Below are 13,059 nucleotides of genomic sequence, written 5' to 3' on the forward strand. Positions count from 1 at the left end.
CTTCCTTATATTCAGCAGCTTAAGCAGGCTATCTTTTAAGCATAAGCCTTCCCCTTACGGGAAGGTCAAGTGAACGGCTAATAATAAAGGTCGTCGCTTCGCTCGCAGTATGCTAACGTTTAAATTCCGTGATGCAGTGGTAGAAGCAATGAAGACGTTTTTCAGAACAGTTTTGTTCGGCACCCTGATGGCCGTATGCGCAAATAGCTACGCGCTCAGCGAGTCCGAAGCCGAAGATATGGCCGATTTAACGGCAGTTTTTGTTTTTCTGAAAAATGACTGTGGATACCAGAATTTGCCTAATGGGCAGATTCGTCGCGCACTGGTCTTTTTTGCCCAGCAAAACCAGTGGGACCTGAGTAATTACGACACCTTCAATATGAAAGCGTTGGGTGAAGACAGCTACCGCGATCTCAGCGGTATCGGTATCCCAACAGCAAAGAAATGCAAAGCGCTGGCGCGTGACTCTCTGAGCCTGCTGGCCTACGTTAAATAATCTCCGGCGCAATCAGGGTTGAGAGTGCAGTTACTCTGGCTGTACCAGCGTCAGGGCAACGGATTGCGCTTTTAATTCAGCCTGCGCGTTTGGCGGTAGATTCACATCGGTAACAACATCGGTAAAGCAACTAAGCGGCGCGACGTTAAATAACGAATGTGCGCCGTACTTACTGCTATCCGCCAGCAATACCTTCCGTTGGGCATTCGCAATAATTTCCTGCTTTAATCCCGCTTTGTCTTCCGTTGGCGTGGTTACACCCTTTTCCATACTCCAGGTGTTACAGCTCATAAAAGCAATATCAGGATAGACGCTGCGCAACATTTTCCGGCCAAACTCACCAATACAGGACTGGCTGCTGTCATCGATGCGTCCACCGACGATCGTCACCTCTATCTGACGGAATTCTGACAAAAACAGGGCAATATGCAGATCAACGGTAATCACTCGCAGCGGCAAATGCGTCAGACATTTTGCCAGCTCCAGCATTGTGGTACCGGCATCAAGCACCACGGCATCGCCCGCACGCACTATTGAGGCGGCAAAACGCGCAATCGCCCGTTTCTCAGCAGGCGATCGCAGTTGCTTTTCGTTTGTGGTTGGCTGCGCCGCTTCAAAGCGTCGTAACGCAACACCGCCGTGGCTGCGGCTGATCACACCCTGTTCATCCAGCTTGATGAGATCGCGCCTGATCGTTGCTGGAGAGGCGTCAACCGCGTCAACCAACTGTTCCACGGTAACCAGCGTATGATTTTTCAAATACGCCACAATCTTATCCAGACGGTGTTGCCCTTTCATAACAGTAAATTACGCCAGTTGCATTGCCAGTTTGATCGATACGGCCATGCTCTCAGATTTTGCTTTTCCCGTCCAGGCGATATCAAATGCCGTACCGTGATCGGCAGAGGTACGAATAAACGGTAAACCTGCTGTGATATTTACACCATCATAGAAACCCAGCAATTTCAGCGGGATATGCCCCTGATCGTGGTACATCGCCACCACCATGTCATACTGACCTTCATAAGCCTGTAAAAACACGGTATCCGGCGGGCACGGACCGTAAACATCCATCCCCTTCGCTTTCATATTCTCAATCGCGGGTCCGACAATACGAATTTCCTCATCGCCAAACAGGCCATTCTCTCCGGCATGTGGATTCACCCCCGCAACGGCAATACGCGGGTGTGCAAAGCCTACGCGCTTCAGGAAAGTATCCGCGATACCAATCACCGTTTCGACACGTTGCCCATTGAGCGTATCAAGGAATTTGCGCAGAGCGATATGCGTCGAAACATGGATAACTTTCAGCTTATCGGTGTACAGCACCATCGCATAGTCGCGGCTTTCGGTCAGCGTTGCCAGCAGTTCGGTATGCCCAGGATAATTGTGTCCGCCGAGATGCAGCGCTTCTTTGTTCAACGGCGCGGTCGCGATGGCATGTAAATCCCCCTTCATCGCCAGTTCAGTCGCCCGCTTCACACAGCGATAGGCCAGATCGCCCGCCTGCGCCTGCACTGTACCAGGGACCAGTTCGTCAGGCTGCGCCAGCGGTTCATCAATCACATGAATCGTATCTGGCGTGAATCTGGCATCGGCGACCTGTTCAATAGCGCGAAATGTTACTCCGTCAGCCAGCCCCTGAGCCTGTAACCGCTGCAGCGTTTTTAGGCACCCGACCACCACCAGCGGCGCACCATTAAGTTCATCTTCGCGTAGCGCTTTAACAATAATTTCCGGACCAATCCCCGCCGGGTCTCCCATCGTAATCGCAATTGTTTTAGTTACCACGGTACATCTCCTCAATAAAATACAGCGCATCGCAAAGGGTCGTATCAGAACCGAATCCACCCGCTTTGGTAATAACCGGCAAGTCGTCAATCTCGCTATTCACAAACGTTCCGCACGGAATACAGGGGGCGACTTCACTGTGGATGCGATACCCTTCTGCACCCAACGCACTGGCGACCGCCGTGGCAATATCGCCTCCGGTCAGGAACAATCCGCCGATACGTGCTTGTTCAATAATGCGCAGCGTTATCTCCCCTAGACGCTGGCTCAGCAGTTCTCCCAACTGCTGGCGGCTCCTCCCCACGTTGAAACACAGCGTGTCGATCATGTCCCGGTCTTCTGCACATCGACTGGTGCGTAAGATCGTGTGCTGCTGCTGGCTCAGTTGCGCGCAAGCCTGTTCAATAACAGAGTCCATTTCCTGTGCAAATGACGATGCAACCAACCGCGCGGCATCGATATCAACGACTTTTGCCCGACCCTGACACACTGCTTTTTCCACCTGACGTCGCGTTGCCTCACTCATTGAGCCAGCCACAACCAACACCGGTAATTCCTGCTTTTCTTGCATAAACGTTGCGGCCGGTAGCGCATTGGCAAGCCCCGCAGCCCCTACGAGCAGCGGCATCTGTTTTTGCTCACAAACCGCCTGTGCAATAAGCGCGAGATCTCGCTCTTCCATGGCATCCACCACCACCATACATTCGCCGGCTTTTGCAAAAGCACTCAGCAGCGCACTCAAACTTCCCCGACGCACATCCACCAGCGACACCTCATGTACAGGGACATCGCTTTGCAGTGCGACCAGTGCAGCAATACGCGAAGAGTGAATAGGCGTTTTTGGATCGCTGGCGAATTCCGTTTCCAGCAGCGGCACACCATGGACCAGGCACAAGCCATCCTGCGTAGTGCGCCCAGCAGCAGGAATTGCCGCCGCAATCACGGCCAGCGTCCGACCGGCTGTACGCATGGCTGCAGTGACTTCAGCCCCCACATTGCCACGAAATGTCGAGTCTATTTTTTTGTATACCAGTGGTATTGCTTCGCCCTCACACCATGGCGCTAACGCTTGTTGTACAGCCGCGGCGGCCTGCGTTGCCGGCATCGCCCGGCTTTCCGTATTGATGACCAGAACATCGGCGCGGCGCGACGGTTTCTGCGCTGGGGTCAGCATTACTTCGGTACGCGCCCCTTTTTTCGCCAGCTGTACGCCGGTATCGTTAGAGCCCGTAAAGTCATCGGCGATAACGATCATTTTCATGCTTTCTTCTCCTGCACAGTCTGACGAGACTGCCTTTTCGCGACCCACGATGTAAGAATTGGCGTCAGAATGGCGGTTGTAATGACTGACGCAGCGATCAGCGGCGCTGCCGCAGCGGCAACCTCTGCCAGCGAGGGATCGGCCTGTGCTATAGCCAGTGGCGTCGCGACGGCGTTCCCCGCCGTACTGGATGCCGCAGCACCAGCAATACCACTCCCGCCAACCAGACGATCGGCACGAATGTTAAAGAAACCGCCCACAAAGGTGGTCAGCACGCCCAGCAGAATGCCCGCCAGACCGCCTTGCAGCAGCATTTCCAGGTTAATACCGGCTCCAAGTGCAAACGCAAAGAAAGGAATAAGCAGTGGACCGCCTTTGGTCAGGAAGTCACGCATATTGGCATCGAGGTTACCGAGGATCATGCCAACCACCAGCGGAACAAGAACCGCCACCAGCGCCATGATAGGAATATTTGCCATACCCGCCGCGCCCAGCGCGATCATGGTAAAGAAAGGTCCGTCATTCAGAGACAAAATGGAGATCGCACCGACATCGCGTTCATTGCCAAACTCGCCAACCAGCGCCGCGTAAAGCCCGCCATTGGAGTTACTCATTGCCGCAATAATGGCAACACCGCTTAAGCCAAAGATGCCTTCCGCGCCAAACAGGTGTTCAACCCCGAGACCAATTGCAATCGCGACCAATAACTTGGTCAGCGTAATCGTGCCGCCTTGTAGCAAAGCTTGCGGCGCCGCCTTTACGCTAATTCCCGCGCCCATACAGAGCAGGAACGCGCCAATCAAGGGAGCCGCGCCATTTTTAAATAAAGCAGTGGTGAATCCACCGATCTGCAACGCCTGCGGGGCAAAAGTGTTGATAATGGCACCGATAACCAACGGCACAACCATCATGCCGCCGGGTACGCGTTCTATTGCCTTCTTGATGTTCATGGTCTTCCCGCCTGTTGTTATGTTGTGATTAAATAAAATCACAGCGATTATATTCAATCAAAATAAGATCACAAACGCGGCAGATCACAGTTTTTAAATGATTAATAAAAATCAAATAATCATTCGGATGAAAAAAAAGCCGGGTTTGTCTCACCCGGCTTCATTGATATCTGAAATATCTCAGGATTGATGCACAAATTCGCGGTATGCCGCCACAACCTGAAGAAAGTCCTCTACACCACAGAGCGAAAAACTTTCTTCGTCGTAGTAGCTCATCCCCTCTTCCATCTCATCGCCAGAGAACTCCAGCTGATTAGCGCGAACCATCACTTCTTCGCCATCCAGCCAGAGCGTGTATTCATGCCCTGCTCGCTGCCAGGAGCGCTCACTGCCCTTAACCGCACGCGCTGCCTGTTCCACTTCATCAAGTAAGGCCAGGTTTTCTTTCACTTCCTCATTAAACCAGTGCCCCACCACCTCGTGGCCCATGGACATACGCACTTTTACCACCCCGGTAATATCGCGCAGAAATTCGTAATCCATAATGTCTTCCTCTACTCCCGGCAATGCGCCAATACCGCATTGCGCCTTGCTGTAATTATCGCAGCAGCGCGGCAGAAAAAAAGCGTAGTGGGTATAAGGAATAGAAATAAAAATGCCCGGAGAAGCAGACTTCTCCGGGCATTGATGCGTTTTTACACAAAATGCTTTAAGGCATTACACCGCGGTCTGGAAAATCACACCATCGGCTTTCTCGGTGTACTGAGACAGCTGGTCGAAGTTCAGATAACGGTAAGTATCTACGGCCGTTTTATCTACCTGCGCCACATAGGTCTGGTACTCTTCCGCCGTCGGCAGTTTGCCGATCAGCGCCGCAACCGCCGCCAGCTCCGCAGAAGCCAGGTAGACGTTCGCTCCGGTACCTAAACGGTTCGGGAAGTTACGGGTAGAGGTCGACACCACCGTTGCGCCGTCGGCTACACGCGCCTGGTTACCCATGCACAGAGAGCAGCCTGGAATTTCGATACGCGCACCGCTCTTACCGAACACGCTGTAATAACCTTCTTCGGTCAGCTGTGCCGCATCCATACGGGTTGGCGGAGCCACCCACAGACGCGTTGGCAGTTGGCCTTTGTGCGCATCCAGAAGCTTACCAGCGGCACGGAAGTGGCCGATGTTAGTCATGCAGGAGCCGATGAACACTTCGTCGATCTTCTCGCCCTGTACGTCAGACAGCAGACGCGCGTCGTCCGGATCGTTCGGTGCACACAGGATTGGCTCTTTGATATCCGCCAGATCGATGTCGATCACTGCCGCGTATTCTGCGTCAGCGTCGGCTTCCAGCAACTGCGGATCCGCCAGCCATTTTTCCATGCCCTGCACACGACGTTCCAGCGTACGGCGATCCCCGTAACCTTCTGCGATCATCCACTTCAGCAGAACGATGTTAGAGCTCAGATACTCAACGATCGGCTCTTTGTTCAGCTTGATGGTACAACCGGCAGCAGAACGTTCAGCGGAGGCGTCGGTCAATTCGAACGCCTGCTCTACTTTGAGATCCGGCAGACCTTCGATTTCAAGAATGCGGCCAGAGAAGATGTTCTTCTTACCTTTCTTCTCAACGGTCAGCAGACCCTGTTTGATCGCGTACAGCGGGATGGCGTGTACCAGATCGCGCAGGGTGATACCAGGCTGCATTTTGCCTTTGAAACGCACCAGAACGGATTCCGGCATATCCAGCGGCATCACGCCGGTCGCAGCAGCAAACGCCACCAGACCAGAACCTGCCGGGAAGGAAATCCCGATAGGGAAACGGGTATGGGAGTCACCACCGGTACCTACGGTATCCGGCAGCAGCATGCGGTTCAGCCAGGAGTGAATAACGCCGTCGCCCGGACGCAGCGACACACCGCCGCGGTTCATGATGAAGTCTGGCAGCGTGTGATGCGTGTTCACGTCAACCGGCTTCGGATACGCCGCAGTGTGGCAGAAGGACTGCATCACCAGGTCAGACGAGAAGCCCAGGCACGCCAGGTCTTTCAGTTCGTCACGGGTCATAGGGCCAGTAGTATCCTGAGAACCGACGGAGGTCATCTTCGGTTCGCAGTACGCGCCCGGACGGATACCTTTTACGCCGCAGGCGCGGCCAACCATTTTCTGTGCCAGGGAGAAGCCACGGCTGCTTTCCGCCACGTCTTTCGCCTGACGGAATACGTCGCTGTGCGGCAGGCCCAGCGCTTCGCGCGCCTTGGTGGTCAGGCCACGACCGATGATCAGCGGGATACGGCCACCGGCGCGTACTTCGTCGATCAGGACTTCGGTTTTCAGCTCAAAGCTTGCCAGCAGCTCGCCGGTTTCGTGGTTGCGTACTTCGCCTTTGAACGGGTAAACGTCAATCACGTCGCCCATGTTCATGTTCGACACGTCCACTTCAATCGGCAGTGCGCCCGCATCTTCCATGGTGTTGAAGAAGATAGGTGCAATTTTGCCGCCGAGGCACAGGCCGCCGCCGCGCTTGTTCGGCACATGAGGAATGTCGTCACCCATGAACCACAGCACGGAGTTGGTTGCGGATTTACGCGAAGAACCGGTACCGACAACATCACCCACATAAGCCAGCGGGTAACCTTTTTTCTGCAATTCTTCGATCTGTTTGATCGGGCCAACCACACCCGGCTGATCCGGTTCGATACCTTCACGGGCGTTTTTCAGCATCGCCAGCGCGTGCAGAGGGATATCCGGGCGAGACCATGCATCCGGTGCCGGAGAAAGGTCATCGGTGTTGGTTTCACCCGTCACTTTAAAGACGGTAACGGTGATTTTTTCTGCCAGAGCTGGACGGTTCAGGAACCATTCGGCATCAGCCCAGGATTGCATTACCTGCTTCGCATATTCGTTGCCCGCTTTGGCTTTTTCTTCTACATCGTAGAAGTTATCGAACATCAGCAGCGTTGAAGAGAGCGCTTTGGCGGCAATCGGCGCCAGTTTTGCATCGTCCAGCGCGTCGATCAGCGGATGAATGTTGTAGCCACCCTGCATGGTGCCCAGCAGTTCAATGGCTTTTTCTGGGGTAACCAGCGGGGAGGTGGTGTCGCCTTTTGCGACGGCGGCGAGAAAACCAGCTTTAACATAAGCGGCTTCATCTACGCCAGGAGGAACGCGGTTGATCAACAGGTCTAACAGGAATTCTTCTTCGCCCACAGGCGGGGTCTTCAGCAGCTCGACAAGTGCAGCCATTTGGGTTGCGTCTAAAGGTTTTGGCACAATCCCCTGGGCAGCACGCTCAGCTACGTGCTTACGGTATTCTTCTAGCACGACGATATCTCCTCGCTCTCATTGTCATAATGCGGCGCTTTTGTAGATGGGCGATTCTCTTCACGCTCCTGTGAGACAGTAGTTAGTAGGGTAAATGCCCGGTACCGCATAAGGCACAATAACAGGATTTTCATTAAGTGTTAATCCGTTTACAAAAAAGCAACATAAAAAATTGGCTGAATCGTTAAGAATGGTATAGCGACAAGGTGAGGCGAAATTAAGTCAGCTTAAAACCGCCCATAAACGGTTAATTTTCAAGCGCGATCGGCTGAATATTCCAGCGATTTTTCCGCCATCACATATAATTGTGTAATAAATACTCACACTCTTTTTTCGGACCTACCTGGTGAATCAACCATAAAAGTCAAAACTGTCTAACACGGGTGAATAATACTCGCGGCAACAGGAACGCCTCACGGCACAGCGCTCGTCTCGTTGGAGTCATTTTATGAAGTTGCCCCTTAAGCCACATCTGCTTGTCCTTTTGTGCAGTGCCGGGCTGTTTGCCGCCTCTGGCGTGATGTTTGTTAAAAGTCGCACAACGGAGCCTGCTGCTCCGCCCCCCGTTGCGCAGCAACCGTCAACACCGGCCCCAGCTCCCGTAGCGGCCCCTGCCCCGGCCGACCAAACAGCGCCCGCCGTTGCACCAACCTACTCGGCAGCACAGATCGATCAGTGGGTTGCACCCATCGCGCTCTATCCAGACTCGCTGCTGTCGCAAATTTTGATGGCCTCAACCTATCCGGCTAACGTCATCCAGGCCGCACAGTGGTCAAAAGACAATCCCAAAATGCAGGGCGATGCCGCCATTCAGGCCGTTGCCAGCCAGCCCTGGGATCCCAGCGTGAAATCGCTGGTCGCTTTTCCTCAGTTGATGTCACTGATGGGTGAAAATCCGCCGTGGGTACAAAGCCTGGGCGATGCTTTCCTCGCACAGCCGAAGGACGTCATGGATTCCGTTCAACGTCTGCGTGTACTGGCGCAACAAACTGGCGCGCTGCAATCAACACCGCAACAGACCGTCACCACCGTGACCAAAGCGGCACCGGCGAAAACCGCCACCAGCACGTCAACAACCAGCACTACCACCACGACAAGCCCTACGGTCATCAAGATTGAATCCGCCGATCCGCAGGTGGTGTACGTTCCAACCTATAACCCGAACACGGTTTACGGTACCTGGCCGAATACCGCCTATCCGCCAACCTATCTGCCACCAACGCCCGGTGAGCAATTTGGTAACAGCTTCGTCAATGGTTTAGGCTTCAGCCTTGGTGTCGCCACAACCTATGCCATCTTCAGCAACATCGACTGGGATGACGACGACGACCACCATCATAATGATGACTGGGATAACCATGGCGGCTATAACCGCAACGGTGATAACAACATCAACATTAACGTTGATAACTTCAATAAAATCAGTGGGCAGCGCCTGACAGATGCCAACCGTACCTGGCAGCATAACCCGGCCTACCGTGAGGGTGTGCCTTACCCAAATAGCCAGCTCAATAACCGCTTCCACTCCACTAACACGGCAACCGGGTTAAGTTCGACCCAGCAAAGACCGGTCAACCGTGATAGCCAGCGTCAGGCAGCCCTGAGCCAGATGGAGAAATCGACGGGGAAAACATTCCCGCAAACGGCGCGTACGGGCACGAGAGACGCCCAGCGCCAGGCATCGAATCAACAACTGAAGCAAATTTCCCAACGTAATAACTACCGCGGTTACGATACCAAACCGCAAACCGCGAAGCGGACGAGCACTCAGCAGCGGGAGAATCGCCAGGCAGTCGCCCAGCGACAGGAGAAACGGGTCACGCAACCGGCGCAGCAACGCAATGTACAACAGCGCAATCTTCAACAGCGAACCAGCCAGCCACGCGCCAATGCGCTGAGCGGTAACGACAGTCGCTCCGCCAACTGGCAGGCACAGCAACAGCGAGGTGCCCAGAGCCGGCAGGTCGCCCGTAATCAGCCATCGCGCCAGCCTTCTGGCGGACGTGTTGAACACCGTGAATTCCGTCATCGTTAAGGGAACCGACATGAAAAATAAACTACTCAGTGGAATGGTGTTGTTCATGGTTTCGGCCACCGCGATGGCACAACAATCCTTCAGCACACCAGACCAGGCAACAGATGCACTGGCAAACGCTATCAGTGAGCAAAATGAAAGTGCAATGAGCAACCTGCTCGGGGAAAACTGGCGTGATTTTCTGCCGCCAGAAGGCGTCGATCCTGATGCGGTTGATCGCTTCCTGCGTGACTGGAAGGTACGCCATAGCACTGTCATCGACGGCAATACGGCGCATCTTGTGGTTGGGGACAGCGACTGGCAACTGCCAATCCCGGTCGTCAAAAACGCTTCAGGCTGGCAATTTGATATCAAGGAAGCGGCCGAAGAGATCCTGACCCGTGAGATTGGACGCAACGAACTTGCTGCCATCGAGGCGTTGCACGCCTATGTGGATGCTCAGCAGAGCTATTTTGCGATGAACCAGAAATACGCGCAAAAGATTGTCAGTTCTGAAGGGAAAAAGGATGGTCTGTACTGGCCTGTTTCGCCGGGCGAAGCGCCAAGCCCGCTTGGCCCAGCCTTCAGTCCACAGGAGCCGGGCATGGGCTATCACGGCTATCGCTTCCGGATCCTTCCCGATAAAACCAGCGGTTTTGCCATGGTAGCCTGGCCCGTTAGCTACGATCACACCGGCGTGATGAGTTTTATGATTAACGGTGAAGACAAAGTCTACCAGGCCGATCTCGGTGTTGAATCACAGCAGAAAGCACAAGCGTTAACCACATTCCATCCGGATAAAAACTGGCAACCTGTAGCGCCCTGATACCGAGTCGGAAGGTTAGTAGGCCGGGTAAGGCATAGCCGCCCCCCGGCAACCCCAACAAATTAAATGCAGCAACTTTATCCGTTGTCACTTTAGCTTTGCTGCACATAGAGATTTGCAGGTCAGTAACCATGGTGTAGTTCACCTCTTCCACCATCGCATCCGCAGCCATGCCGATCAGCCCCGCCGCGATACCACCACCCAGCGTCGCACCAGAGGTGTTGCTGTTATAAGCGGTGGTTATCGCACCACAACCAGCCAGCGTCATTGCCCACACGCTCACGTCAGCGTGGATTTGTCTGACGTGAGCTCGGAGAGTTAATTCTGATGCGGCATTAATTCAGGATAACCTTTAAACGCCGGCTTAGTGCTGATAAGTGCTATTTCGTCAGCTCGAATGCTGCCAGAGTTTGTTGCCCATACACCTTCCTGTGTCTGGTTAATCTGCTGATGCTGCGCATTCAAATTTTGTCCCATTGCCGCAATATGTGTGCTTTCGGTACCACCGCTGTTGGTAGCCCATGGAATGACGGCATCCTGCGCCAACGCCATGCCGGAAATAAACACGGTAGTTATTACTGCTGCTTTTAAAAAACGTTTCATCATTCCCCCCCCAATTTATTATCACGCTATTAGTTTATAGGGTTATTAATTTCATCTAATGACAAGATAAGGTGATTTATTTCTTGTGAAACAGTATGTTGATTTGGAATGCTGATTTCATGCGGTTCGGGAGTTTGATGCAGTACGGTAAAAAAAATTTTCTGGCAATTCGGCTAGTTACCTTAATCTTTGCCAGATCTTGACACTATTATGTAACAAATACATAAAAAAAGCGGCCATTCAGCCGCTTTTTATCATTTCGGAAAAATTACTTTTTCTTCGCTTTCGGGTTTGGCAGGTCGGTAATGCTACCTTCAAAGATTTCTGCCGCCAGGCCCACGGACTCGTGCAGAGTCGGGTGCGCGTGGATGGTCAGCGCGATATCTTCTGCGTCACAACCCATTTCGATCGCCAGACCGATTTCGCCCAGCAGCTCGCCGCCGTTGGTACCGACAATCGCACCACCGATAACACGGTGAGATTCTTTGTCGAAAATCAGTTTGGTCATACCGTCTGCGCAATCGGAAGCGATAGCACGGCCAGAAGCAGCCCACGGGAAGGTGGCGGTTTCGTAGCTGATACCTTTTTCTTTCGCTTCTTTCTCGGTCAGACCAACCCATGCAACTTCTGGTTCAGTGTATGCAATGGATGGGATAACTTTCGGATCGAAGTAGTGTTTCTTACCGGCGATAACTTCAGCGGCAACGTGACCTTCATGCACACCTTTGTGTGCCAGCATCGGCTGACCGACGATATCGCCGATAGCAAAGATGTGCGGCACGTTGGTGCGCAGCTGTTTGTCAACGCGGATGAAGCCACGGTCGTCAACTTCCACGCCAGCTTTGCCCGCGTCGAGGTTTTTACCGTTCGGTACACGACCGATAGCGACCAGCACAGCATCGTAACGCTGAGCTTCGGCAGGGGCTTTTTTGCCTTCCATGGAAACGTAGATACCGTCTTCTTTCGCTTCAACGGCGGTCACTTTGGTTTCCAGCATCAGGTTGAACTTCTTGCTGATGCGCTTGGTGAAGACTTTAACAACGTCTTTGTCGGCAGCCGGGATAACCTGGTCGAACATTTCAACCACGTCGATCTCTGAACCCAGCGCATGGTACACGGTACCCATTTCCAGACCGATGATACCGCCGCCCATTACCAGCAGGCGCTTAGGAACAGTTTTCAGTTCCAGTGCATCGGTGGAATCCCACACGCGCGGATCTTCATGCGGAATAAACGGCAGTTCGATCGGACGGGAACCCGCCGCGATGATTGCGTTGTCGAAGTTGATCACGGTTTTGCCGTTTTCGCCTTCAACTTCCAGGGTGTTTGCCCCGGTAAATTTACCCAGACCGTTAACCACTTTCACTTTACGGCCTTTGGCCATACCCGCCAGACCGCCGGTCAGCTGAGTGATAACTTTTTCTTTCCAGGTACGAATCTTGTCGATATCGGTTTTCGGCTCGCCAAAAACGATACCGTGTTCAGCCAGCGCTTTGGCTTCTTCGATAACTTTTGCTACGTGCAGCAGCGCTTTAGAAGGGATACAGCCGACGTTCAGACAAACACCACCAAGGGTGCTGTAACGTTCTACGATGACGGTCTCCAGACCTAAATCTGCGCAACGGAAGGCAGCAGAGTAACCTGCAGGGCCTGCCCCAAGTACCACGACCTGAGTTTTGATTTCAGTGCTCATCATGACCTCTTAATTTATACCCGTCGTCCAGCGGGTCGTTCTATCCGCCCGTATTTTACAAAATTGTTAACAATTTTGAAACAACAAACGGCAACCGATTTGTCTTTCGC

11 protein-coding genes and 1 pseudogene are annotated in these 13,059 nt (G+C 53.3%); 3 read left to right on the plus strand and 9 right to left on the minus strand.

Annotated features, from left to right (window positions below; genetic code table 11):
• Nucleotides 1-148: 148 nt before the first annotated feature.
• On the plus strand, nt 149-496 hold the full coding sequence (locus tag OGY04_RS17040; RefSeq protein ID WP_032941691.1) for a YacC family pilotin-like protein: 348 nt from the start codon (nt 149-151) through the stop codon (nt 494-496).
• A gap of 30 nt (nt 497-526) precedes the next feature.
• Here the strand turns inward: OGY04_RS17040 and OGY04_RS17045 are convergent, their stop codons facing one another.
• The 6 genes from OGY04_RS17045 to acnB form a co-directional block, all read right to left on the minus strand.
• Nucleotides 527-1,294, minus strand: coding sequence for a DeoR/GlpR family DNA-binding transcription regulator (locus OGY04_RS17045; protein WP_286585702.1), 768 nt, complete (start codon nt 1,292-1,294; stop codon nt 527-529).
• A gap of 9 nt (nt 1,295-1,303) precedes the next feature.
• Nucleotides 1,304-2,287 carry a D-threonate 4-phosphate dehydrogenase gene (locus tag OGY04_RS17050; protein WP_286585704.1) on the minus strand — a complete coding sequence of 328 codons (984 nt, stop codon included), beginning with the start codon at nt 2,285-2,287 and terminating at the stop codon, nt 1,304-1,306.
• Nucleotides 2,277-3,548, minus strand: a complete 1,272-nt coding sequence (dtnK, locus tag OGY04_RS17055) for a D-threonate kinase (protein WP_286585705.1) — start codon at nt 3,546-3,548, stop codon at nt 2,277-2,279. Before dtnK ends, OGY04_RS17050 begins: the two co-directional genes overlap by 11 nt.
• On the minus strand, nt 3,545-4,498 hold the full coding sequence (locus OGY04_RS17060; RefSeq protein WP_048214928.1) for a 2-keto-3-deoxygluconate permease 1: 954 nt from the start codon (nt 4,496-4,498) through the stop codon (nt 3,545-3,547). Before OGY04_RS17060 ends, dtnK begins: the two co-directional genes overlap by 4 nt.
• Nucleotides 4,499-4,678: 180 nt before the next feature.
• On the minus strand, nt 4,679-5,041 hold the full coding sequence (gene yacL / locus OGY04_RS17065; protein ID WP_020996227.1) for a protein YacL: 363 nt from the start codon (nt 5,039-5,041) through the stop codon (nt 4,679-4,681).
• A gap of 174 nt (nt 5,042-5,215) precedes the next feature.
• Nucleotides 5,216-7,813: a bifunctional aconitate hydratase 2/2-methylisocitrate dehydratase gene (acnB, locus tag OGY04_RS17070; RefSeq protein WP_008786215.1), complete on the minus strand. Its 2,598-nt coding sequence runs from the start codon at nt 7,811-7,813 to the stop codon at nt 5,216-5,218.
• A gap of 448 nt (nt 7,814-8,261) precedes the next feature.
• On the opposite strand from acnB, the gene OGY04_RS17075 reads away from it, so the two are divergent.
• Together OGY04_RS17075 and OGY04_RS17080 are read left to right on the plus strand one after the other, a co-directional pair.
• Nucleotides 8,262-9,848, plus strand: a complete 1,587-nt coding sequence (locus OGY04_RS17075; protein ID WP_286585707.1) for a DUF3300 domain-containing protein — start codon at nt 8,262-8,264, stop codon at nt 9,846-9,848.
• 10 nt (nt 9,849-9,858) lie between these two features.
• Complete coding sequence (locus OGY04_RS17080; protein ID WP_008786213.1) at nt 9,859-10,653, plus strand: DUF2950 family protein; 795 nt, start codon at nt 9,859-9,861, stop codon at nt 10,651-10,653.
• Nucleotides 10,654-10,720: 67 nt separating this feature from the next.
• Here the strand turns inward: OGY04_RS17080 and traT are convergent.
• From traT to lpdA, 3 genes and pseudogenes are all read right to left on the minus strand, one after another.
• Nucleotides 10,721-10,912: pseudogene (gene traT / locus OGY04_RS17085) on the minus strand (complement resistance protein TraT); the annotation flags it as partial.
• Nucleotides 10,913-10,971: 59 nt separating this feature from the next.
• A complete protein-coding gene (locus OGY04_RS17090; RefSeq protein ID WP_032942376.1) occupies nt 10,972-11,256 on the minus strand; it encodes a hypothetical protein in 285 nt (94 codons plus the stop codon).
• A gap of 268 nt (nt 11,257-11,524) precedes the next feature.
• Nucleotides 11,525-12,949 (minus strand): dihydrolipoyl dehydrogenase, encoded by a 1,425-nt coding sequence (gene lpdA, locus OGY04_RS17095; RefSeq protein WP_003829486.1) that lies wholly within the window; start codon nt 12,947-12,949, stop codon nt 11,525-11,527.
• Nucleotides 12,950-13,059: the final 110 nt, after the last annotated feature.

The sequence above is a fragment of the Citrobacter sp. Cpo091 genome, from assembly GCF_030332645.1.
Classification (GTDB): domain Bacteria; phylum Pseudomonadota; class Gammaproteobacteria; order Enterobacterales; family Enterobacteriaceae; genus Citrobacter; species Citrobacter portucalensis.